19 protein-coding genes and 1 tRNA gene are annotated in these 22053 nt (G+C 71.1%); 9 read left to right on the top strand and 11 right to left on the bottom strand.

The window, feature by feature from the left end; genetic code table 11:
* Positions 1-152 precede the first annotated feature (152 nt).
* A complete protein-coding gene (locus ACFY4A_RS19105) occupies positions 153-899 on the top strand; it encodes a DUF6227 family protein (RefSeq protein WP_390830564.1) in 747 nt (248 codons plus the stop codon).
* A 22-nt stretch (positions 900-921) separates the two neighbouring features.
* Here ACFY4A_RS19105 and ACFY4A_RS19100 read toward each other — a convergent pair whose 3' ends face one another.
* The 5 genes from ACFY4A_RS19100 to ACFY4A_RS19080 all read right to left on the bottom strand — a co-directional run bounded on the left by ACFY4A_RS19100 (position 922) and on the right by ACFY4A_RS19080 (position 7144).
* Positions 922-1176 carry a hypothetical protein gene (locus tag ACFY4A_RS19100; protein WP_390830563.1) on the bottom strand — a complete coding sequence of 85 codons (255 nt, stop codon included), beginning with the start codon at positions 1174-1176 and terminating at the stop codon, positions 922-924.
* A 111-nt stretch (positions 1177-1287) separates the two neighbouring features.
* Positions 1288-3516, bottom strand: coding sequence for a fructose-specific PTS transporter subunit EIIC (locus ACFY4A_RS19095; protein ID WP_390830562.1), 2229 nt, complete (start codon positions 3514-3516; stop codon positions 1288-1290).
* A gap of 136 nt (positions 3517-3652) precedes the next feature.
* Positions 3653-4600: a 1-phosphofructokinase gene (pfkB, locus tag ACFY4A_RS19090; RefSeq protein WP_390830561.1), complete on the bottom strand. Its 948-nt coding sequence runs from the start codon at positions 4598-4600 to the stop codon at positions 3653-3655.
* The gene (locus ACFY4A_RS19085) at positions 4597-5358 is read right to left on the bottom strand and encodes a DeoR/GlpR family DNA-binding transcription regulator (protein WP_390830560.1); all 762 of its coding nucleotides are present in this window, start codon (positions 5356-5358) and stop codon (positions 4597-4599) included. Before ACFY4A_RS19085 ends, pfkB begins: the two co-directional genes overlap by 4 nt.
* 262 nt (positions 5359-5620) lie before the next feature.
* A complete protein-coding gene (locus tag ACFY4A_RS19080; protein WP_390830559.1) occupies positions 5621-7144 on the bottom strand; it encodes an MFS transporter in 1524 nt (507 codons plus the stop codon).
* A 61-nt stretch (positions 7145-7205) separates the two neighbouring features.
* Here ACFY4A_RS19080 and ACFY4A_RS19075 point away from each other — a divergent pair, with 61 nt between their 5' ends.
* Positions 7206-8231 carry a helix-turn-helix transcriptional regulator gene (locus ACFY4A_RS19075; RefSeq protein WP_390830558.1) on the top strand — a complete coding sequence of 342 codons (1026 nt, stop codon included), beginning with the start codon at positions 7206-7208 and terminating at the stop codon, positions 8229-8231.
* 499 nt (positions 8232-8730) lie between these two features.
* Here the strand turns inward: ACFY4A_RS19075 and ACFY4A_RS19070 are convergent, their stop codons facing one another.
* Complete coding sequence (locus ACFY4A_RS19070) at positions 8731-9729, bottom strand: RNA polymerase sigma factor RpoD/SigA (protein WP_390830557.1); 999 nt, start codon at positions 9727-9729, stop codon at positions 8731-8733.
* Positions 9730-10165: 436 nt separating this feature from the next.
* A complete protein-coding gene (locus ACFY4A_RS19065) occupies positions 10166-10957 on the bottom strand; it encodes a dioxygenase (protein ID WP_390830556.1) in 792 nt (263 codons plus the stop codon).
* Positions 10958-11082: 125 nt separating this feature from the next.
* On the opposite strand from ACFY4A_RS19065, the gene ACFY4A_RS19060 reads away from it, so the two are divergent.
* Complete coding sequence (locus ACFY4A_RS19060) at positions 11083-11616, top strand: MarR family winged helix-turn-helix transcriptional regulator (protein ID WP_390830555.1); 534 nt, start codon at positions 11083-11085, stop codon at positions 11614-11616.
* Between the two features lie 108 nt (positions 11617-11724).
* Here ACFY4A_RS19060 and ACFY4A_RS19055 read toward each other — a convergent pair whose 3' ends face one another.
* The gene (locus ACFY4A_RS19055) at positions 11725-13269 is read right to left on the bottom strand and encodes an MFS transporter (RefSeq protein ID WP_390830554.1); all 1545 of its coding nucleotides are present in this window, start codon (positions 13267-13269) and stop codon (positions 11725-11727) included.
* A 229-nt stretch (positions 13270-13498) separates the two neighbouring features.
* The gene (locus ACFY4A_RS19050) at positions 13499-14152 is read right to left on the bottom strand and encodes a TetR/AcrR family transcriptional regulator (RefSeq protein ID WP_390830553.1); all 654 of its coding nucleotides are present in this window, start codon (positions 14150-14152) and stop codon (positions 13499-13501) included.
* 364 nt (positions 14153-14516) lie between these two features.
* Here ACFY4A_RS19050 and ACFY4A_RS19045 point away from each other — a divergent pair, with 364 nt between their 5' ends.
* From ACFY4A_RS19045 to ACFY4A_RS19030, 4 genes are all read left to right on the top strand, one after another.
* Complete coding sequence (locus tag ACFY4A_RS19045) at positions 14517-15812, top strand: M6 family metalloprotease domain-containing protein (protein ID WP_390830552.1); 1296 nt, start codon at positions 14517-14519, stop codon at positions 15810-15812.
* A gap of 143 nt (positions 15813-15955) precedes the next feature.
* Positions 15956-17593 carry an IclR family transcriptional regulator C-terminal domain-containing protein gene (locus ACFY4A_RS19040; protein ID WP_390830551.1) on the top strand — a complete coding sequence of 546 codons (1638 nt, stop codon included), beginning with the start codon at positions 15956-15958 and terminating at the stop codon, positions 17591-17593.
* Between the two features lie 56 nt (positions 17594-17649).
* Positions 17650-17722 (top strand) — tRNA-Arg (locus ACFY4A_RS19035).
* A gap of 113 nt (positions 17723-17835) precedes the next feature.
* The gene (locus ACFY4A_RS19030) at positions 17836-18183 is read left to right on the top strand and encodes a hypothetical protein (protein WP_390830550.1); all 348 of its coding nucleotides are present in this window, start codon (positions 17836-17838) and stop codon (positions 18181-18183) included.
* An 88-nt stretch (positions 18184-18271) separates the two neighbouring features.
* Here the strand turns inward: ACFY4A_RS19030 and ACFY4A_RS19025 are convergent, their stop codons facing one another.
* Positions 18272-18976 (bottom strand): tyrosine-type recombinase/integrase, encoded by a 705-nt coding sequence (locus ACFY4A_RS19025; RefSeq protein WP_390830549.1) that lies wholly within the window; start codon positions 18974-18976, stop codon positions 18272-18274.
* Positions 18977-19511: 535 nt separating this feature from the next.
* The gene (locus ACFY4A_RS19020) at positions 19512-19793 is read right to left on the bottom strand and encodes a helix-turn-helix domain-containing protein (RefSeq protein ID WP_028808341.1); all 282 of its coding nucleotides are present in this window, start codon (positions 19791-19793) and stop codon (positions 19512-19514) included.
* A gap of 466 nt (positions 19794-20259) precedes the next feature.
* On the opposite strand from ACFY4A_RS19020, the gene ACFY4A_RS19015 reads away from it, so the two are divergent.
* Together ACFY4A_RS19015 and ACFY4A_RS19010 are read left to right on the top strand one after the other, a co-directional pair.
* Positions 20260-20499, top strand: a complete 240-nt coding sequence (locus ACFY4A_RS19015; protein WP_320585495.1) for a helix-turn-helix domain-containing protein — start codon at positions 20260-20262, stop codon at positions 20497-20499.
* Between the two features lie 131 nt (positions 20500-20630).
* Positions 20631-21884 carry a DUF3631 domain-containing protein gene (locus tag ACFY4A_RS19010; RefSeq protein ID WP_390830548.1) on the top strand — a complete coding sequence of 418 codons (1254 nt, stop codon included), beginning with the start codon at positions 20631-20633 and terminating at the stop codon, positions 21882-21884.
* Positions 21885-22053 lie beyond the last annotated feature (169 nt).

Genomic DNA, 22053 nt, shown 5'->3' with positions numbered 1-22053 from the left:
GGATTTTGACGGAACAACGGCTGACGCGGGAACTTCTCGCGCGGGCCGGCCGTTTTCCTCGCGGACGTTTTCTCGGTTCGCGGACATGATGCTCGACCGAGGGGCTACGGTATGCACCCACAAGGTGACATGCAGCAACGCCGGGAGAAACCTTGAGCGTTCCGTACGAGACGACTGCGTACGAGCCACGCGAGTCGCCCGAGTCTCCGGAGGAGCACCTCGCGCGGCTCCTCGGCAGCGCCCTGAACTCCTTCGAGTTACCCGACCAGACGATACAGCGGCTCGACTGCGCCCTGGCCTATGACGGTTCACTGCACTCCGCGCACCACAGCGCCGGACTGCACCGGGAGACCTACCGGCACACCTGGCTGCTCGCCGACGGCTCGGCGCTCACCCTCTGGGAGCTGGTGCACAACACCGCGCCCGGCAGCGAGGTGCAGCACGAGGTGTACGACGACGAGGAGGAGCTGAACACCGCCACCGCCCGGCTGCCGCTCCCGCCGGACGCGCCGGAGTTCGAGCTGCCGATACTGGTCCAGCTCCCGCCGCCGCCCCAGACACGGCACGCGTACGCGTCCGGCGACTCCGCCGACCACGCACGCCGTCTGCTGCGGCGCGCGGAGAACGCCGACCGGCCGGGCGCGGACGTCGCGTCCCTGCTGGCGACGGCGTCCGGTCACCGGATCACGCAGGCCTTCGGCCGCCCCTGCCGCGCGGGCCGCGCCGGGCTGTGCTTCTCGCTCTACGAGCACGCGTTCCTGCTGGACGACGGCGTGGAGGTCTCGCTCTGGGAGGTCGAGCACACGGCGACCGCCGACGGTCGCCACATGTGCGAGGTGTACGTGACGGAGGACGCGGCCCGCAGCGCGATGGAACAGCGCGCGGCGCAGATGTCCTAGACCCTGTCGGCCGGTATGGGCCTCAGCGGCCGTTGCCGAGTCGACGCACCAGGCCCGCGAAGGCGTCCTTCTCCTCCGAGGTCAGTTCGACGAACTCCCTGCCGGGTCCGGCCCCGCGCTGGAGCGGAAGGCCCGGCAGCCTCGGGGTGGACTGCTGTCGAGCGGTCTCGAGGCGGATGCCGCGTCGGATGCGGGCGAGGCCGATCAGGCAGGCGACGGACAGTGCGGCGGGGACGGCCACACCGATCCACATCAGGGTCGAGACATGCTGAGGCATGTGCCCCAGTAGACACCACGGTCCGGGACTTTGGCCCCGGACCGTGACGTATCTCGCAGGTGCCGTGAACAACTCACAGCACACCAAAGGGACAAGGAGACGAGGAGCGGATCAGGCCGCCACCGGCTGCTTCCGGTCGGCGGGTTCGGGCGGCGCGCCCTCGCCCGCCTCGGCGGCAGCCGCGCCCCGCACCGGCTTTCGCAGGGTCTTCACGGCGACCACCAGGGCGGTGGTCACGCACACGCCCGCCGCGATGGCGATCAGATAGAGGAACGGGTTGCCGATCAGCGGGACCACGAAGATGCCGCCGTGCGGGGCACGGAGCGTGGCACCGAAGAGCATCGACAGGGCGCCGGTGAGCGCGCCGCCGATCATCGACGACGGAATGACGCGCAGCGGGTCGGCCGCCGCGAACGGAATGGCGCCCTCGGAGATGAAGGAGGCGCCCAGGACCCAGGCGGCCTTGCCGTTCTCCCGCTCGGTGTGGGTGAACAGCTTGCCGCGCACGGTCGTGGCCAGGGCCATCGCCAGCGGCGGGACCATTCCGGCCGCCATCACCGCGGCCATGATCTTCATGGCGGAGTCGCTGGGATTGGACACCGCGATACCGGCGGTGGCGAAGGTGTAGGCGACCTTGTTGACCGGACCGCCGAGGTCGAAGCACATCATCAGGCCGAGCAGCGCGCCGAGCAGGACGGCGTTGGTGCCGGTCAGCCCGTTCAGCCAGTCGGTCATGCCCTTCTGCGCGGTGGCGATGGGTTTGCCGATGACCACGAACATCAGGAACCCGACGACCGCCGAGGAGATCAGCGGGATCACCACCACCGGCATGATGCCGCGCAGGGCAGCCGGGATGCGCACCTTCTGGATCGCCATCACCACACCACCGGCGACCAGACCGGCCGCCAGACCGCCGAGGAAGCCGGCGTTGATGGTGAGCGCGATCGAGCCGCCGACGAAGCCGGGGACGAGTCCGGGGCGGTCCGCCATGCCGTAGGCGATGTAGCCGGCCAGCACCGGGACGAGGAAGGCGAAGGCCACGCCACCGATCTGGAACAGCAGGGCGGCCCAGCTGTCGGCCTGGGTCCAGACGAAGTGGTCCATCACCGACGGCGCCTTGTTGATCTTGTAGCCGCCGATCGCGAACCCGAGGGCGATCAGCAGACCGCCCGCGGCGACGAAGGGAACCATGTAACTGACGCCGGACATGAGCCACTTGCGCAGCTTCGTACCATAGCGCTCGCCCGGTTCGCCGACCCGCTCGACCGGTGTGCCGCCCGGCACCGCCGCCGCGGTCGCCTCACCGCGCGCGGCCTTGGCGCGGACCTCGGTGATCAGCTCGCCGGGCCGGTTGATGCCCGCCTTCACACCGACGTCGACGACCGGCTTCCTGGCGAAGCGGTCCTTGTCGCGTACGGGGACGTCGTGGGCGAAGATCACGCCGTCGGCCGCCGCGATCACCGCCGGGTCGAGCCGGGTGAAGCCGGCCGAACCCTGTGTCTCGACGACGACCTCGACGCCCGCCTCGCGGCCGGCGTTCTCCAGCGACTCGGCCGCCATGTAGGTGTGCGCGATACCGGTGGGGCAGGAGGTGACGGCGACGATCCGGAACGGACGCTCGCCGGAAGCATGGGGAGCACCGGAAACGCCGGAAGCGCCCGCGGTGCCGCCCGGCTCCGGAGCGGACTCGGACTTCTTCGCGCCGGACCCGTCCGTAGCGCTCGCGTCCGGCGCCGGAGCCGTGCTGCCCGCCACGGCGCCGGAGGAGGCCGCCCCCGGCGTCGCGGCGGTGTCTTCGGGGGCGCCCGCCGCCTGCCCGGAGGCGTCTTCGGCGGTCGCGGCGGAACCCTCGGTGTCCGTGGCGGAGCCCTTGTCCCCTGCCGTGGCCTCGTTCGAAGCCTCCTCCCCGCGGATGAGCGCGGCAGCGGCCGCCGCGTCGTCCACCGACCGCAGCGCGGAGGTGAACTCGCCGTTCATCAGCTGCCGGGCCAGCGAGGAGAGGATCTTCAGGTGGGCGTCGTCGGCGCCGGCCGGGGCCGCGATCAGGAAGATCAGGTCCGCGGGCCCGTCCGCCGCGCCGAAGTCGACGCCGGCGGCGCTGCGGCCGAAGGCGAGCGTCGGCTCGACCACGTGCTCGCTGCGGCAGTGCGGGATGCCGATGCCGCCGTCGAGGCCGGTGGGCATCTGCGCCTCGCGGGCGGCCACGTCGGCGAGGAAGCCCTCCAGGTCGGTCACCCGGCCCAGGGCCACCATCCGCTCGGCGAGGGAGCGCGCCGCCGCTTCCTTGGTGTCGGCGGACAGGTCGAGGTCGACCAGGTCCGCGGTGATCATGTCGCTCATCGCGGGCTCCTCAGCGCGCGTATCGCCCGGTCAGTGGGATGGGCGGGGGTGGGGACGGGGGCAGTGCGGGGAGAGTCGTAAGGGGTGCGGGCCGGCGGAGGCGTCGTACGGCACCGGGTGCGGGACGGACGGGGGGTCATGTCACCGGCTCCGTCAGCGCGCGGTCCACCGGCACGTCCGCCGTGACCGTCACCGCCGCCGGGTCCAGGTCGGCGGGTGTCGGCATCAGGCTGCCCGGCAGCTGGACGGCGGCCGCGCCGTGCGCGACGGCGAGGGCGAGGGCCTCCGGGCCGGTGCCGCCGGCGATCAGGAAACCGGCGAGGGAGGAGTCGCCGGCACCGACGTTGCTGCGGACGGCGTCCACGCGTGCGCTGCCGAACCAGGCGCCCGCGCCGTCCACGAGCAACTGACCGTCGGCGCCCAGACTCGCGAGTACGGTGCGCGCGCCGAGTCCGCGCAGTTCCTCGGCCGCCTTCACCGCGTCGCCGACCGTCGCCAGGGAGCGCCCGACGGCCTCGGCGAGCTCCGCGGCGTTGGGCTTGACCAGGTCCGGTCGCTCGCGTAGCGCCTCCAGCAGCGCGGGTCCGGAGGTGTCCAGCGCGATGCGTACACCGGCCTCGTGCGCCCGCGCGACCAGGTCGGCGTACCAGGACGGCGCGAGTCCTCGCGGCAGGCTGCCGCAGCACGCGATCCAGTCGGCCCCGCGCGACTGCCGCCGCACGGTCTCCAGCAGCAACTCCTGCTCTTCGGAGGAGAGTTCAGGACCCGGCGCGTTGATCTTCGTCAGGACACCGTCGGCCTCCGCCAGCGCGATGTTCGAGCGGGTGGCCCCGGCGACCGGCACCGGTGCGACGTCGATGCCCTGCGCGTCGAGCAGGTCCGCGACGAGCGCGCCCGGCGCGCCGCCCAGGGGCAGCACGGCGACCGTGCGCCGGCCGGCGGCCGCCACGGCGCGCGAGACGTTCACGCCCTTGCCGCCCGGGTCCATGCGCTCGCCGGTGGCCCGGACGACCTGGCCGCGCTCGAGCGAGGGGACCTCGTAGGTGCGGTCCAGAGAAGGGTTGGGGGTGACGGTGACGATCATGCGCGCACTGCTTCCGTGCCGCCGCGTTCGATGGCGGCCGCGTCCTCGGGACTCAATCCGCTGTCGGTGATCAGCAGGTCCACGTCGTTCAGACCGCCGAAGCGGGCGAAGTGCTCCTGGCCGTGCTTGGTCGAGTCGGCGAGCAGCACCACACGGCGGGCGGCGGCGATCGCCGCCCGCTTCACCGCGGCCTCGGCGAGGTCGGGGGTGGTCAGACCGTGTTCGGCGGAGAAGCCGTTGGCGGCGACGAACAGCACGTCGGCGCGGATCTCGCCGTAGGCCCGCAGCGCCCAGGCGTCCACGGCGGCGCGCGTGCGGTTGCGCACCCGCCCGCCCACGAGGTGGAGCTGAAGACCGGGGTGGTCCGCGAGGCGGGCCGCGATCGGCAGGGAGTGCGTGACGACGGTGAGCGAGGCCTCCAGGGGCAGGGCGGCGGCCACGCGGGCCACCGTCGTACCGGCGTCGAGGATCAGCGTGCCCTCGGCCGGCAGTTCGGCCAGGGCCGCCTTGGCGATGCGGTCCTTCTCGTCGGCCGCGGTGGACTCGCGCTCGGTGAGGTCCGGCTCGAAGTCGAGACGGCCGGCCGGGATGGCGCCGCCGTGCACCCTGCGCAGCAGGCCCGCGCGGTCGAGGGCCTTCAGGTCGCGGCGGATCGTCTCCGCCGTCACCTGGAACTCCTCGGCGAGCGACACGACGTCCACGCGGCCGCCGTCCCGGGCGAGCCGGAGGATCTCCTGCTGCCGCTCCGGTGCGTACATGTCCGTTCGCCTCCGATTGATGCCCGACCTTGTGGTTTCTCCTCGCAGGCTACGCCGGGGCGTCCAGGAAGTAAACAGGTTCGGGCATGGAATCGGGCATGAACGGACTTCCGGTTGTGTCCGGGACACCCATGGGCCCGGCATCGCTCTTCCGCCGATGGGCCCCGCACCGCTCGTACACCGAGGGGCCGGACCCGCTCGTACGCCGATGGGGCCCGGCACCGCCCAGGATGCCGGGCCCATCGGCCATCGCTCGCGCAGGTCAGCCCACCAGCTCGCCCGCCCGCTCCGCCACCACGGCCCGCTCCCCGGGCTCCCCGGCCCCCTCCGCCTGCCGGCCCGGCCGCTCGGGCAGGGCCGACATCAGGACGAAGATGACCCCCAGCACCGCGGCCACCCACACCAGCGCGTGCTGGAAGGCGTTGACGAAGGCGGGGCCCACCTCGGCCGGGGTCAACCGGTCGCCGATGACCCCGAAGAACACCACCGACACCAGACCGAGCCCCAGCGCGTTGCCCATCTGCTGCACGGTGTTGATCAGTCCGGACGCCGAACCCGCGTGCTCACGCGGCACCTCCGAGAGCACCGCGTCGGTCAGCGGCGCCACGATCAGGCCCATGCCCACGCCCATCACGACCAGCGGGAGCGCCATCTGCCAGGGGGCGATGTGCAGGCCATACCACTCCGACTCCCAGATGTAGAGCAGGACACCGGCCGCCATCACCAGCGCGCCCGCCTGGAGCACCTTGCGGCCGAAGCGCGGGACCAGTTTCTGCACCGACATCCCGGCCGCGGTGGACACGGCGATCGAGAACGGTACGCCCGTCAGGCCCGCCCGCAGCGGGCTCCAGCCCAGGCCGACCTGCATGTACAGCGTCCAGACCAGGAAGAACACGCCCATCGCGACACCGAAGACGGTCTGCACCGCGATGCCCGCGGCGAAGCTCTTCACCCGGAACAGCGACAGCTCGATGAGCGGCGAGCCGTCCCGCGCCGCCTTGCTCCGCTCGTACGCCACCAGCGCCGCGAAGACCACCAGCGCGCCCGCCATCGAGACGTACCCCCACAGCGGCCAGCCCAGCTCGCGGCCCCGGGTCAGCGGGTAGAGCAGCATCAGCAGACCCAGGGTGACCAGGGTTACCCCCACGAGGTCCAGCTTCAGTGCCCGAGGCGCCCTGGACTCGCTGATGAAACGGTTGCCGAGGACAAGGGCCAGGACGCCGACTGGCAGGTTGATGAGGAAGATCGGCCGCCATTCCAGCCCGAACAGGTTCCACTCGGTGAGCAGCGCGCCGAGCAGCGGCCCGGAGACCGCGCCCAGGCCGACGATCGCGCCGAACAGGCCGAAGACCTTGCCGCGTTCGTGCGCCGGGAAGGTGGCGTGCACGATCGACAGCACCTGCGGGACCATCATCGCCGCCATGGCGCCCTGCAGGAGGCGGGCGGCGACCAGCATCTCCGGGTTCGCGGCGAAGCCGCACAGCGCGGACGCGACGGTGAAGCCGCCGATGCCGAGAAGGAACAGCCGCTTGCGGCCGTGGATGTCGCCGAGCCGGCCGCCGGTGATCAGGCCGGCCGCGAAGGCGAGGGCGTAACCGGCGGTGATCCACTGGATCTGGCTGAAGGACGCGCCGGCGTCCCGCTGGATGGACGGAATCGCGATGTTGACGATCGTGACGTCGACGAGGTCCATGAAGGCCGCGGTCATCACGATCGCCAGCGCGAACCAGCGACGGCGGTCGGCGGTCCGGGCCGGGCTGTCGGCAAGGGTTTCGGTGGAGGACATGACGCCAAGCTAGGCAGGCATTAGGCCAGATCGTGTCCTACTTCTGCGGCATTCTCAGATCATGACGACGGACACTCCGGCCCGGCTCCTCCAGCTCCTCTCCCTCCTCCAGACGCCCCGAGAGTGGCCCGGCGGTGAACTCGCCGAACGGCTCAGGGTGTCCCGGCGCACGGTCCGGCGGGACATCGACCGGCTGCGTGAGCTGGGCTATCCGGTGCAGGCGACCAAGGGGGCCGACGGCGGCTACCGGCTGGTCGCGGGAAAGGCCATGCCGCCCCTCGTGCTCGACGACGAGGAGGCGGTGGCGATCGCGGTCGGGCTGCGCGCTGGGGCCGGGCACGCGATCGAGGGCGTGGACGAGGCTTCGGTACGGGCGCTGGCGAAGCTGGAACAGGTGCTGCCGGCCCGGCTGCGGCACCGCGTCTCCACGCTTCAGTCCGCGACGACTCCGCTGACCAGCGGAGACGGGGCGAGCGTCGCGACGGAGACGCTCACCGTCATGGCCTCCGCGGTGGCCGGGTACGAGCGGCTGCGGTTCGCCTACCGGGCCGGCGACGGGGCCGCGTCGCGGCGGCTGACCGAGCCGTACCGGCTCGTGTCGACCGGTCGGCGCTGGTACCTCGTGGCGTACGACCTGGACCGCGCGGACTGGCGGACGTTCCGCGTCGACCGGGTGAGCGAGCCCTTGGCCACCGGTGCGCGGTTCGCTCCGCGGGAGCTGCCGACCGGAAGCGCGGCCGAGTACCTCCGGCAGTCGATGTACCACCGGCAGGAGACCTACACGTTCACGGTGACCTTCGCCGGCCCGGCGGAGGTGGTCGCGGCGCGGCTGCCCGCGTGGCTCGGCGCACCGGAGCCGCTCGGCACGGGTGGCTGCCGGCTGCGGGCCACGGCCGGCGACAGGGTCGAGTGGCTCGCGGTGCGGCTGGCGATGGTGGGTTGCGAGTTCACGGTGCTGGAGCCCGATGAACTCGTGCAGTGTGTACGGAAGTTGGGGGCTCGGCTGACGCGGGCCGGCGGGGGCGGTGGGGAGCAGGGGGAGGGCGGGCCGGCCGTCCCGTCCGGCCTCCCGGGGGAGGTTTCGTAGGGCCGTAGGCCGCCAGGGTTGCACAGAGGCAGGGCGGCCTCCGGCGCGGGTGGCGCGCCTCTCGCCAACTCGAGACCCCGGGGACCGAAGCAGGAGCCGGGCTCCGGCGCCCCGGGGGGAGAGGCGCCGAAACCCGGCTCGGGGAGAGTCCCGGCGCCGGGGGGAGTGCGTCGGGACTTGGCTCTGGACATCAGTGCGTTCCGCCGAAGGCGGCCGGAGCAGGTCCGGGCCGGAACCCGTCCGGGGACCGAACTCCTGGGCTCTGAAGGGTTGTTCCCATGCCCCCGCCCCTTGAAGCGGCGGTACACGGCCATGTTTGCGCGGCCTTTCGCCACCGGGCGCACGCGGTCGCCCGGTGCACCGACAGCCTCACGCGCCCGGTCTCACCACGCCCCGGCCGGCCGTCCACCGGGGACGAACGTCCGCCGGGACGGCCCTGCGGGCGCGCCCCCGGACGATTCCCTGGTCGATCCCTGGCCGGATCGCTTTCGGAACGGCCTCACGCCGCCGCGTCGAACCCGGTGTCGCGGGCCAGCTTCTTCAGCTCCAGCAGCGCGTGCTTCTCGATCTGGCGGATGCGTTCACGCGTCAGCCCGTGCTCCTTGCCGACCTCGGTGAGCGTACGCTCGCGACCGTCCTCTATGCCGTACCGCATCTTGATGATGGAGGCCGTGCGCTGGTCGAGGCGGCCGATGAGGTCGTCGAGTCCCTCGCTGCGCAGAAGCGTCATGACCGACTGCTCGGGCGACACCGCGGAAGTGTCCTCCAGCAGGTCCCCGAACTGGGTCTCGCCCTCGTCGTCCACCGACATGTTCAGCGAGACCGGGTCACGGGCCCAGTCGAGGACGTCCGAGACGCGCTCGGGCGTCGAGCCGAGCTCCTCGGCGATCTCCACGGGCTCCGGGTCGCGGCCGTGCTCCCGGTTGAACTCGCGCTGGACGCGGCGGATACGGCCGAGCTCCTCCACGAGGTGGACGGGCAGCCGAATGGTGCGCGACTGGTCGGCTATCGAGCGCGTGATCGCCTGGCGGATCCACCAGGTGGCGTACGTCGAGAACTTGAAGCCCTTGCGGTAGTCGAACTTCTCCACCGCGCGCACCAGGCCCGCGTTGCCCTCCTGGATCAGGTCCAGCAGGGGCAGGCCGCTGCGCGGGTACCGCCGGGCGACCGCCACGACCAGGCGCAGGTTGGAACGGATGAAGACGTCCTTGGCCCGCTCCCCCTGGGCGACCAGGGCCCGAAGCTCCTCGTCGGTGGTGTCCGTCTTCGTCTGCTCGTGCCCGTCGAGGATCTGCTGCGCGAACACACCCGCCTCGATGATCTGGGACAGCTCGACCTCCTTGGCGGCGTCGAGCAGCGGTGTACGCGCGATCTCGTCAAGATACATGCCGACCAGGTCGCGATCGGCGATCTCGCCGCCATGGGCGCGAACACTGCTTGCCGCGTCGGCCGTCTCGCCGGTGGCGGACTGACGACGGGCGACGGCACGGGTTGCCATGCGTGCTCCCTTGCGATGGTGGGTCAGCGGGTGGTCCTTCAGATGCTCGGCACCTGCTTCGGAACTCTCCTCGGGTGCCCGGCATCCGATGGAAACAACGACTGGAATCCGGACAGAATTCCCAACCCGCCCCCCAATTTTCTGATCATGCAGTACCCTGTCTCGTCGCAGCCGCCGAACGTCGCCGCCGACGGTTACGGAACCGCAGGTCAGGGTGGCACCGAGGGCTTCCCGGGTCCCTCAAGGACCCCGCCGGTCGCCCCGGATGCGAGACCCCGCTCACACCGATGGCGCCACTTCCGGAAGAGCGTCCCCTTCGACCGCCTTCCACCCTGATTGACGAATCGCACCGGCGGAAGGTTGCCGCGAACCCGGACTCTCGGGAAAATCCAAGACTCTCCACACCCTCGTCTTACGCAGCGGGGGCGCACATGTCTCAGCCGAACTGCACCGAGCGCTTGGCCAGGCCCATCCAGAAGCCGTCGATCACCGAGTTCTGCGTACCCAGCTCGCCGCCGGCCTCCGCCGCGCCCATGGTCACGAACAGCGGGGCGAAGTGCTCGGTGCGCGGGTGGGCGTACCGGCCGGCCGGGGCCTTGTCGAGGAAGTCCAGCAGGGCGTCCCAGTCACGGGCCTCCAGGGCACGCCTGCCCCAGTCGTCGAACTCCGCCGACCAGCTCGGGACCCCGCTCCCGGTGTGCCGCAGGGCGGCCAGGTTGTGGGTGAAGAAGCCGGAGCCGACGATCAGTACACCCTCGTCGCGCAGCGGCGCCAGCCTGCGGCCGATGTCCATGAGCCTGACCGGGTCGAGGGTCGGCATGGAGACCTGGAGCACGGGTATGTCGGCCGCGGGGAACATCTCGACGAGCGGGACGTAGGCGCCGTGGTCGAGGCCGCGGTCCGGGACGTCCTGCAAGGGCATTCCGGGGGCGCGCAGCAACTTCCGCACGCTCTCGGCGAGTTCGGGGGCGCCGGGGGCGTCGTACCGCACCCGGTAGTAGTGCTCGGGGAAGCCCCAGAAGTCGTGGACCAGGGGGACCGTCTCGATGGCGCCGAGGGCCAGCGGGGCCTCCTCCCAGTGGGCCGAGACCACGAGGATCGCCTTGGGGCGGGGCAGCTCGGCGGACCAGGCGGCGAGCTGACCGGGCCAGACCGGGTCGTCCGCGAGCGGCGGGGCACCGTGGCTGAGGTAGAGGGCGGGCATGCGTTCCCGAGCGGCGGCGGACATGGTGGCGACTCCCTGCGACGTAGAGGTCCGTGACCCCTGGGCAGAATGCTTGAAACCTAAAGCTCCACAGCCCACATTACATCCAGTTTGTTTAACATTCAAGAAGCAGCTCGTACAGTGGACGTATGAACACGGCACCCGCTTCCGCCCCCGAGCCCGCCCCCGCAGAGGCCGATGCCCACCGCTGGCTCACCGCCGAGGAGCAGCGCGTCTGGCGTTCCTACCTGCACGCCACCACCCTGCTCGAGGACCACCTCGACCGCCAGCTCCAGCGCGACGCCGGCATGCCGCACATCTACTACGGCCTCCTCGTCAAGCTCGCCGAGGCTCCGCAGCACCGGCTGCGGATGACCGAGCTGGCCATGGACGCCAAGATCACCCGCTCCCGCCTCTCCCACGCCATCGCCCGCCTGGAGAAGAACGGCTGGGTGCGCCGCGAGGACTGCCCCTCCGACAAGCGCGGCCAGTTCGCGGTCCTGACCGACCAGGGCCTTCAGGTGCTGCGCCGCACCGCGCCGGGCCATGTGACCGCCGTACGCCAGGCGCTCTTCGACCGGCTCAGCCCGGCACAGCAGAAGTCCCTCGGCGAGATCATGCAGATCGTCGCCGAGGGACTCCAGCCGGACGAAGCGGGTGCGGACCTGCCCTGGCTCCGCTGAGGCCGGCTGAGGTGCGTACCGCCCGGTGGGCGCCTCAGCGGGTGCCTCGGGGCGGGCACCTCGGGGCCGGCGCCTCGGTGGGCGCCTCAGCGGTGCCTCTGCAGCGCCTCAGTGGGCGATGACCGGCACCGCCGCCTCGTCCTCGGCGCCCGCGCCGGAACCGGACCCGGTCACCTTGGTACCGCCCGGACGCCCCGCGTCGACGAGGGTCAGGGCTATCACGGCGGCAACGACCAGGATGCCGACGGCGAACCAGACGGCGCTGGTGTAGCCGTGCACCATGCCCTGCAGCTGGACCAGCTGCTGCTGGGGCCTGGTGGCGGCACCCGCGATGTGGTCCTGGATGTACGAGGTCGTGGCCGAGGCCGCGATCGTGTTCAGCAGGGCCGTGCCGATGGCGCCGCCCACCTGCTGCGAGGTGTTGACCATCGCGGAGGCGACGCCCGCGTCCCGCGGCTGGACACCCTGCGTGGCCAGGGACATGGCCGGCATGAACGCCGTACCCATGCCGAGGCCCAGCAGCAGCATCGCGGGCAGCAGCAGGGCGGCGTAGGAGGAGCCGGTCTCCAGCTGGGTCAGCAGCAGCATGCCCGAGGCGGCGACCAGGAAGCCGGGGCCCATCAGCAGTCGCGGTGCGACCCGGGTCATCAGGCGGGTGCCGATCTGGGTGGAGCCGGTGATCATGCCCGCGACCATCGGGAGGAAGGCGAAGCCGGTCCGCACCGGCGTGTACCCCCGCACGACCTGGAGGTAGTACGTCAGGAAGAGGAACAGGCCGAACATCCCGATGACCGCCAGGCCCAGCGACAGGTAGATCCCGCCGCGGTTGCGGTCGGTGACCACGCGCAGCGGCAGCAGCGGGGCCTTCACCCGTGACTCGACCAGTGCGAAGGCCAGCAGCAGAACGGCGGACGCGACGAACATCGAGACGGTCAGGGTGTCGCTCCAGCCCTCGGACTCGGCCCGGGTGAAGCCGTACACCAGGGCGACCAGGCCGAGGGTGGACAGCACCACGCCCGGGACGTCGAGCGGGGAGCGGTTGCGGCCGCCGGACGGCTCACGGACGACGAAGTAGGCGCCGGCCGCGGCGACGACGGCGAACGGGATGTTCACGAAGAACGTCCAGCGCCAGTCCAGGTACTCGGTGAGGAATCCGCCCAGGATCAGGCCGACGGCACCACCGCCACCGGCGATCGCGCCGTAGATGCCGAACGCCTTGGCGCGCTCCTTGGCGTCGGTGAACGTCACCGCGAGCAGGGAGAGCGCGGCGGGCGCGAGCAGCGCGCCGAAGACGCCCTGCAACGCGCGGGCGCCGAACATCATCGCGCCGGTCGTGGCCGCGCCGCCGAGCGCGGAGGCCGCCGCGAAGCCGGTGAGACCGGTCACGAAGGCGCGCTTGCGGCCCCACAGGTCGGCGATCCGGCCGCCGAAGAGCAGCAGTCCGCCGAAGGCCAGGGCGTAGGCCGTGACGACCCACTGCCGGTTGCCGTCGGAGATGCCCAGGTCGTGCTGGGCGGAGGGCAGGGCGATGTTCACGATGGTCGCGTCCAGCACGACCATCAACTGGGCGAGCGCGATGAAGACGAGCGCCTTCCAGCGGCCCGGGTCGCCGGTCTCCGGGACGCCGGGAGCCTTTTCGGCTGTTTCAGACATGGGGGTACCCACTTCGGGACTTCGTGACGGAAAAAGACAGAGAGATGGAAGAGACCGGAAGAGACTGGAAAAGAAAGACGGAAAAGGCGGTGTCGGAAGGTCGCGGCCGACCCTCACGGCCGGCCCGGGGCTCGGTTTCGGATGATGAGTTCGGTTGGCGGGGCGACGGCCGGACTGCCGGCACCGGCGATGACCGGAGGACGGTCCCGGGCCGATCGCTCCCGGCCGGTCAGGCCCGGCGGAGGTCCTCCAGGGTCGCGGCCGCACCCGGCAGGGCAGATCGGGCCGGGGCCCGCAGGCCGTCCAGGAACAGTTGCAGATGACGGTGCACGAAGCGGTCGATGCTGCCGCAGCCGGTGCCGGCCGGCGGCCGGGAGAGCTGGGCCACGGCGATCGTCACATCGCCGACGCCCACGTCGGGGCGCAGTTGCCCGGCCTCCTTGGCGCGGTCCATGACCTCCTCGATGAGGTGCTCGATCCTCTCGCGGGCGGCTTCCAGGTCGGGGTGGTGCCGGTCGAAAGTGCTGGAGACCATCGGGCACAGCGCGCTGATCCGCTCGTCGGCGGCGGCGTGCACGAAGTGCTCCAGGGCGTCGAAGGCATCGCCCGTCTCGGCCAGCGCCCGCTCGGCCGCCCGCGCCGTACGGTCCATGACCGAGCAGACGACCTCGCGCACGAGGGCGTCACGGTCCGGGAAGTTGCGGTACAGCGTGGCGTTGCCGATGCCGGCCCGGCGGGCGATCTCGTCAAGCGGCACCTCGGGGCCGTGCTCGACGAACATCTCGCGGGCGGCGGTGACGATCCGCTCCCGGTTGCGCAGGGCGTCGGCGCGAGGCCTGGTTGCCTTGCGCCGCACGGGGTTCGCGGTCGTCGCGGCCTGCACGGCGTACTCCTCACGTCGGTCGGTCAGTCGGGCGGCCAGTCGGCCGATCGGTCGGCCGGTTGATCGGTCGGCCGGGCCGTCGGTCAGTCGGGCCGGTGATGAGTCGGGCGGGGCGATCCGGGGAGCGAGTCCCCGTTTCGCTCGGACACATGACCAAACGGGGAAGAGGTCCCCGGTTATTTCCCGACCGTCGCGAGCCTCTCCGTGATCTGGGTCACATCCACCTGGACGCACGCATTCGCACCACCGGGCGGCCCGTCCCACGACCGGACCGCTCCAGCGCGCGCCGAAAGCCCCAGCGACACAGGGTGATCGCAAGGGTGCAGCCGGAGACCGGTGGCTGCCTGGCGCGAAAGGTGAACGCATGCAGGCGCAGCCGCCCCGCCGCCGGACAGGCCCGATACCCAAGCGCCGTGCGGTCGCCATGGCCTCCGTCACGGCGCTGATCCTCGCGGTCGGCACTTCGGCCGGAACCGGGCACCTCACGGCGGGCGGCACGGTGCCCGGCTCCGGAACGACTGTGCCGGCCCAGTCCCCCGCCCTGACCCCCTGCATGATCAGCGGATCCCCCTCCGTACAGATGTCGGAGGGCGTCCCCACCACCGGCGGCTACGCCCGCTCCCTCGGTACCGTCCACGCCCTGACCGTGATGGTCGACTTCTCCGACGCGCCCGGCGAGGACAGCGCGCTCGACCGCTTCCACGAGTTCTTCCCGCAGACCCAGGAGTGGTTCCGCACCGCCTCCTACGGCCGCCTCGACTACCGCGCGGAGACCCCGATAACCGGGTGGCTGCGCATGCCGAAACCGTTCAAGGACTACGGCCTGGAGCGCGGTGCCCCGTTCGACCCCGGCTACCGCCAACTGATCAAGGACATAGTCGCGGCCGCCGACCCGACCGTGGACTTCCGGCACTACGACCTGATCAACGTACTCATGACCCCGAACGCGGGCCCCTCCGCCCTGGACACGGTCCTGTCGGTGACCTTCGCCGGCAACTCGGACGCACCCGTCGCCAACGGGGTCGCCATCGCCAACGTCTCCTTCATCTACTCCCGCCAGGACGACGGCTCCGGCTCCTACGAGAACACCGGCTTCCGCGTCCTGCCCCACGAGAACGGCCACGTCTTCGGCCTGCCCGACCTCTACACCCGGGAAGGCGGGGATGCGGTCGGCCACTGGGACATCATGAGCGAGGACTGGGGCGCCAACAACGACCTGCTCGGCTGGCACAAGTGGAAGCTGGGCTGGCTGGACGCCTCCCAGGTGAGCTGCGCGTCCAAGAAGGGCTCCGCCGAGTACACCCTCACCCCGCTGGGCCACACGGGCGGCCACAAACTGGTCCTCGTTCCCCTCGACGGACGGACCGGCTACGCCCTCGAACTGCGCACCCGCGCGGGCAACGACGAGGAGGTGTGCCGACCGGGCATCCTGGTCTACAAGGTCGACGCCGGAGTCGACACCGGGCAGGGCCCGATCACGGTGCACGACTCCCGCCCCCACTCCGGCGGCTGCACCCGCAGCCCCAACGTCGAGGCGGAACTCTCCGACGCGCCCTTCGCACCGGGCGAGTCCTTCAAGGACCCCAAGGCACACGTCCGCGTCGACGTTCTCTCGGCCGACCGCGCGGCGAACTACCGGGTACGGGTCACGAGGCAGTGACGCGCGGACTCTGCCGGAGCACCCGGGCGCCGCTGCAGGTGGGTGAGGCGGGCGAGGTGACGCGGGCGAGGTGACGCGGACTGACTCGCGAACGGACTACCGTAGGCCTGCTGCGACCGCCGCCGTACCGGAGAACCGAACCGATGCCCGCGAACACCACGACGGATCCGGAGGCCCACGAGGCTGCCGGCGCCGACGCCCGCACCGGGCACCCCACGGCAAGCGCGCACCCCGCCGTACCCGCCGAGGTGGTCACCCCCTTGATGCGGGGCGTCACCGTGCTGCGGCAGCTCACGCGGGCCGGGGGCGCGCTGAGCCCCAGCGCCCTGGAGCGCGCCACGGGCCTCGCCCGCTCGACGGTGGACCGCGTCACGGCGACGCTCGCCCGGATGGGATACGTCCGCCTCGACGGCCGCGACGTCGTCCTCGCCCCCCGCCTGATGGAACTGGGCAACGCCTACCTGGCCGCCCTGCGCCTGCCGGCCCTGCTCGGCGCGCGCGCCGACGCACTCGCCGACGCGCTGGACGAATCGGTGTCCCTGGCGGTCGGCGACCGTGACGGGATCCGCTTCATCCACCAGGCGACCCGCCGCCGTGCGATGTCCCTGAGCTTCCGCATCGGCGATCTGCTCCCGGCCGAACGCACCGCGCCCGGCGCGCTGTTCGCCACCGAGTGGACGGACGAGGACTGGCACCGCTGGCACGAGCGCCGCTCGGCCGACCCGGAGGACCTGAACTTCCCGGCGGTACCGTCACGTCCCCCGGGGCCGGACGGCTTCGAGGAGCGAACCGCTCAAGCCGCCCGGGAGGGCTGGTCGTTGGACGACCAGCTGATCGAACCGGGCCTCGTCGCGGTCTCCGTTCCGGTACGGGACCCCGCCGACGGCCGGATCGCGTGCGTGGCGAGCGTGGTGAGCCACACCAGCCGCCACTCGGCACGTGACCTGTGCACGACGCTGCTGCCCCGCCTGCGGGAGACGGTCGCGGCCATGGAACGGGACCTTCGTCAGGCCCCGCCCCCGGTGCCCGCCCCGCCCCCGGTGCCCGCCCCGCCGCAGTCCGGCCTGGCGACCTGGACGGCCGCCTCGAAACAGGAACTGGGCCGCCACTTCGTCGAATCCCTGGCCCGCGGACTGACGGTCCTGACCGCCTTCGACGAGGGCCGGACCGCCCTGACCCTGACGGAGGTGGCCAAGGCCACGGGGCTGGCCAGGGCGACGGCCCGCAGGGCGCTGATCACCTACGAGCACCTGGGGCTGGTGAGCCAGTCCCGGGACACCCGCACGTTCACGCTCACCCCCGGGGTCCTGTCCCTGGGCTTCCCGCCCCTCTCCCGCGCCTCCCTGTCCGGGATCGCCCAGCCGCACCTGGAGGACCTGGCGGCCCACGTGCACGAGACGACCTCACTCGCCGTGCTGACGCCGTCCGGCGAGGAGATCCAGTACACGGCCAGCGCCACCACGAGCCGCATCATGAGCGTCGACATCACGGTCGGCGCCCGCCTCCCGGCCCGCGCGACCTCCTTGGGCCGAGCCCTCCTGGCAGGCCACGGCTACGCCCTGGTCGACGAGGAACTGGAACAGGGCGTGCGCTCGATCGCCGTCCCCATCCGCGACCGCGCGGGCAGAGCGGTCGCCGCGACGAACATCGCCCTGCACGCGGCCCGCCACACCCGCGAGGAGTGCGTCGAGGACCTCCTCCCCGCCCTGATCCGAACCGCCCACCACATAGAGGAAGACCTCCACATGGCCTCCCGCTTCACCCGTGTCGCCCTGACCTGACTCCCCACCGCCCCGATCCGGTACGCTGACGCCTGTGGCCCACACGACCACGTTCCGCCTTCGTAGCTCAGGGGATAGAGCACCGCTCTCCTAAAGCGGGTGTCGCAGGTTCGAATCCTGCCGGGGGCACAGAGAAACACCAGGTCAGGGGCCCTTCCGTCCAGCGGACGGGAGGGCCCCTGCGCTTGCAGCACACATATGGCACACATGCCGTGCGCGCGGATGGTGGGGAGCTGTGCAGGATGCCCGACAAGGACGAGCTGGCCCGGCGCCGGTACGAGAAGCTGGTGGAGCGGCTTGAGCCGCTGATGCAGGGCGCTTTGAAGCCGGAGTACCAGGGCTACTACGGGCAGCTGGTCCTCGGCGCGGACGATCTTGCGGAGATGGGCGAGCTGAAAGACGTCCGACGTGCTGCCAGGGAGGCGGGACGACGTCTCGGCTGGAAGGCGACCACTCACCTCGTCGGCGGAAGGCTCTTCGTCCTCGACGAGCGCGAGGTACCCGAGGAGATCGAGCGGCTGGCTGGGAATGCGGCCGCTGCTGCGATTGACCGGGCCTGGGAGGAAGGCCGCCGGCCGCGACTGACCTGACCCGAGAAAGACGCGAGGGGCACCCCACCGCATCAGCACGGCTGGGTGGCCACTCGCTTACGGCGCTCCGGCACAGGTTAGGCACACATCACGCGGCATCGACCTCCAGGATGGCCACGGTCTCGGCGGCCTTGCGGGCCTTCCGCTCAGCCTTCTCCAGCTTGGCCTTCGCCTTGGCCAGTTGCTTGGCGCGACGCTTGTGCATCTTCTTCGACACCTCGTCGAGACGGTCAGGGAAGAGGTGCCCGTACGTGTCGAGCGTCAGGGTCGCGGACTTGTGGCCGAGCATCGTCTGCACGACGTTGACGTCCGCCCCGCTGGCGATGGCGAGCGAGGCCGCCGTGTGCCGCAGCTTGTGCGGGGTGACCTTGAGGTGGCCCAGCCCGGCCTTCACGACCGCCGGTACGAAGAACCGCTGACGGAAGTTCCGCGCCCTCAGCGGTCCGCCCTGCGGGGCAGTGAAGAGCAACTCCTCATCTCCCCGCCCCTGAACGTGCAGCTTCAACTCCTCTGCCAGGAACCGCGGGATCGGTACTGACCTGCGCTCATGGTTCTTGGGGGTGTCGAGGTAGAGCTTCCCGTTGTCCTCGGCATACGCCTCGGCGATGTGGGCCCGGCAGGAGGCCAGGTCCACGCGGCCCACCGTCAGCGCAGACGCCTCACCCCAGCGCAGACCGGTATAGGCCAGCAGGAGGATGAACACCCGGTAGGCGCCCGACGCGTTGGCCAGTGCGTCGACCTGCATGTCGTCGAGGTACACGTGGTCGGCCGGCGCCGCCTTCGGCAGAGGCACGCCGACAGCCGGGTTGACCGCAAGACGACGGGCCTTCACCGCGTAGCCGAGAACGCGGCTGAGGACAACGTACGCCTTGCGGACCAACCTGGGGCTGAGCTTCCTCCCGCCGGTCGCCTCGCCGGACAGCAGGTCCGCGAGCCACTCGGCGATGTCCTCGAAGTTGATGCGATCCAGCGGGGTGGTGCCCCCATCTAGGGATCACATGGACGTCGAGAACTCCGCGATAGCGGCCCCGGGTCGAACGCTTGAGATGGATCTGCGCGGCCAGCCAGGACTCCGCCACCTCTGCGAATTTCACGCGTGCGGCTGCGGGATCACGGTAGGAGCCGTCGTTGAGACGGGACTCCATCCTCGTCCGCTCCGCCTCGGCGTCGACCTTTCGGGCGAAGGTCTTCATCTTCGGCTTGCCGTCGGGGTCGTACCAGCGGACCCGGTAGCGTCCGGGTGGCGTACGGCCCGCCCGCTTGGCATCAGCTGCGGCACGTGCGTATGCCGCGTGCCCTATGCGGTCCTCGATCCAGACCCGCGCCAACTAGCACCCCTCCCGGTCGCCGCTGGTCACCGACGGGAGCGGCAGGAGCAGGGTCGCGGCGGGGATGCCCAGCGCGGTGGCGATGACGACGAGGTCGTCGATGTCGCAGCGACGGCGCGCGCGTTCGGTGCGGCTGAGGGCGGTGTTGGTCATCGGTCGGCCCAGCGCGGTGCAGCGAGCGGCGAGCTGCTGCTGGGTCAGGCCGCGCACGAGGCGTAGGTGCTCGATGGCGCGGGCGGTGTGGAGGCCGGCGGGGCCTATTTCGACAGGTCGGGTTGCCATAACAGTTAGCTGTAACTTGCGGCCGGGCGCTATGGCAAGAGTTGGTTCTTAAACTCTACAGAAGTCACCCCACGACTGAGTGGCGTTCCTCTCATTGAATTCCGGCACATCACGGGCCGTCCCTTCTGGAATGTCGTGCTACCTTCCCATCGCGCTCTGAGTATGGGTGATTCGAGCAGGTATCAGCCGAACAGTGCACCGGGTGCATCGGATGACACCCGCGCACTCCGCAACACCACCGACCTGCGGAGGTGTCGGATTCCGACACATCTACCGATAGCTTCGCCGTAAAAAAATTCGGGTTCCGTGGAAGCGATTTTGGCAACCGCTCATCCACCCTTACTGTTTTCGCCTCCCCAGCCACGCTGAGAGAAGTAGTACAGAGTTTCAGAACCAACTCTGGACTTCTCTCCGTGAGGTGTGGCTGTGTTGTCCAGGCCGTTGTCCAAGACCGAAAAGGAGCCGCATGCCGACCTCTTCTCCCCGTAGCACCAATGCCCCTGCAACCGCTGCAGCTGCCCGTGGCCCGCTCGCCACCCCTGCGGAGGTCGCGGCCTTTCTCGGGGTGCCGGTGAAGACCCTCTACCAGTGGAAGTACCGGGGCATCGGCCCCAACGTGCACAAGGTCGGTCGCCACCTGCGCTACCGCTGGCCCGAGGTGGACGCCTGGGTGAACGCCCAGTCCGCGTACGACCTCACGGCCTGAAGCCGCCGGGACAGCGAAACGGCTCTCGGCGAGCCACCGCCGAGAGCCACAGAGTCCCTGCCCCATCGCCCTTGAACGATCGAATCGGTGGGCCGGGCCTTGCCCGTCCGGCCCACCGGGAAGGAACGCCTATGGACGAATCTACGTCTCCCACCACCCCCGCCGCATCCTCGCTACCCGCCTGGCCGCCCGTCGCCGTCCCCGGCCAGGACCCCGCCTTGGGTGCCTCCGCCGCCGAGGACGACGAGCCAGGGCAGGCCGGCGAAGGCGCGCAGCTGCTGGACGAACTGCGGGAAGCCATCGCGCGGTACGTGGTCCTTCCCAGCAGTGCGGCGCTGACCGCCGTCACACTGTGGGTGGCGGCCACGCACATCCAGCCTGCGCTGCAACACGCACCGCGTCTGGCGGTGGTCGGGCCGGCGAAGCGGTGCGGCAAGTCCCGCCTGCTGGATGTGATCACGGAAACCGTGCGCGAGCCGCTGATCACGGTCAACACCAGCCCAGCGGTCGTCTTCCGCGCCATCGGTGACGACCCGCCCACCCTGCTGGTGGACGAGGCCGACACCATCTTCGGCAGCCTCAAGGCCGCCGAGAAGAACGAGGAGCTGCGCGGCCTGCTCAACGCCGGCCACCAGCGCAACCGGCCCGCCCTGCGCATCTCCGGCCCCGAGCACAAGCCGCAGGCGTTCCCCACCTTCGCCATGGCCGCGCTCGCCGGCATCGGGGACCTGCCGGACACGGTCATGGACCGGGCCGTGGTAGTCCGCATGCAGCGGCGCAAGCCGGGTGAGCGAGTGGAGCAGTTCCGCTCCCGCCGCGACATCCCCGCCCTGCACGCCCTGCGTGACCGACTGACCGCCTGGCTGCGCCCCCTGATGGACACTGCAGCCGACCTGGTGCCGCCGATGCCGGTGCAGGACCGGGCTGCGGACACCTGGGAGCCGCTGGTGGTCGTCGCTGAACTGGCAGGCGGCACCTGGCCGGAGAGAGCACGGGCAGCGTGCGCAGCGATGTGCGCGGCCGAGGTCGGCCAGGACGACGAGTCCAACGTGAAGACGCGCCTGCTGAAGGACATCCGCCGCGTCTTCGCGTGCTACGGCGATCCCGACACCGTGCGCACGCGGGACCTGCTGGAGGAACTGCTCAAGGACCAGGAGGCTCCGTGGGCGGAGTACCGCAACACCGGCCTGACCCCGCGCTACCTGGGGATCCTCCTGAAGGACTTCGGCATCCAGGCGGCCGTCCTCCGCTTCGAGGGCGGACGGCAGGCCCGGGGATTCACCCGCACGCAGTTCACCGACGCCTGGGTCCGCTACTGCCCTGAGGAGCAGCCTCCCGACGGCAGCGGTGAGACCACCCGTCACGAGTCGGCTGTACTCCCGTAAACACCCGTCGCACACGTCGCACCGCAGGTCAGCCCCGTGACGGGTCCGGTGCCTGTGACGGGTCCTCCCGTATCACGCCAGGCTCCCGTACCTGCCCTGACCAGGCATGCGACGGGTGTGACGAGTCCGCCCCCTCCCCACCGGCAGCCCTGCCCTGTGGCTATGGCAG

This window comes from Streptomyces sp. NPDC001292 (assembly GCF_042896465.1).
GTDB lineage: Bacteria > Actinomycetota > Actinomycetes > Streptomycetales > Streptomycetaceae > Streptomyces.
The sequence above is the reverse complement of the archived record's forward strand: the minus strand, read 5'-3'. Positions and strand labels throughout refer to the sequence as shown.

Coding starts and splice junctions, on each gene's coding strand:
- ACFY4A_RS19045 (WP_390830552.1), top strand. CDS start 14,517: ATGCAGGCGCAGCCGCCCCGCCGCCGGACAGGCCCGATACCCAAGCGC.
- ACFY4A_RS19055 (WP_390830554.1), bottom strand. CDS start 13,269: ATGTCTGAAACAGCCGAAAAGGCTCCCGGCGTCCCGGAGACCGGCGAC.
- ACFY4A_RS19065 (WP_390830556.1), bottom strand. CDS start 10,957: ATGTCCGCCGCCGCTCGGGAACGCATGCCCGCCCTCTACCTCAGCCAC.
- ACFY4A_RS19060 (WP_390830555.1), top strand. CDS start 11,083: ATGAACACGGCACCCGCTTCCGCCCCCGAGCCCGCCCCCGCAGAGGCC.
- ACFY4A_RS19015 (WP_320585495.1), top strand. CDS start 20,260: ATGCCGACCTCTTCTCCCCGTAGCACCAATGCCCCTGCAACCGCTGCA.
- ACFY4A_RS19075 (WP_390830558.1), top strand. CDS start 7,206: ATGACGACGGACACTCCGGCCCGGCTCCTCCAGCTCCTCTCCCTCCTC.
- ACFY4A_RS19020 (WP_028808341.1), bottom strand. CDS start 19,793: ATGGCAACCCGACCTGTCGAAATAGGCCCCGCCGGCCTCCACACCGCC.
- ACFY4A_RS19030 (WP_390830550.1), top strand. CDS start 17,836: ATGCCCGACAAGGACGAGCTGGCCCGGCGCCGGTACGAGAAGCTGGTG.
- ACFY4A_RS19085 (WP_390830560.1), bottom strand. CDS start 5,358: ATGTACGCACCGGAGCGGCAGCAGGAGATCCTCCGGCTCGCCCGGGAC.
- pfkB (WP_390830561.1), bottom strand. CDS start 4,600: ATGATCGTCACCGTCACCCCCAACCCTTCTCTGGACCGCACCTACGAG.
- ACFY4A_RS19010 (WP_390830548.1), top strand. CDS start 20,631: ATGGACGAATCTACGTCTCCCACCACCCCCGCCGCATCCTCGCTACCC.
- ACFY4A_RS19095 (WP_390830562.1), bottom strand. CDS start 3,516: ATGAGCGACATGATCACCGCGGACCTGGTCGACCTCGACCTGTCCGCC.
- ACFY4A_RS19070 (WP_390830557.1), bottom strand. CDS start 9,729: ATGGCAACCCGTGCCGTCGCCCGTCGTCAGTCCGCCACCGGCGAGACG.
- ACFY4A_RS19080 (WP_390830559.1), bottom strand. CDS start 7,144: ATGTCCTCCACCGAAACCCTTGCCGACAGCCCGGCCCGGACCGCCGAC.
- ACFY4A_RS19040 (WP_390830551.1), top strand. CDS start 15,956: ATGCCCGCGAACACCACGACGGATCCGGAGGCCCACGAGGCTGCCGGC.
- ACFY4A_RS19100 (WP_390830563.1), bottom strand. CDS start 1,176: ATGCCTCAGCATGTCTCGACCCTGATGTGGATCGGTGTGGCCGTCCCC.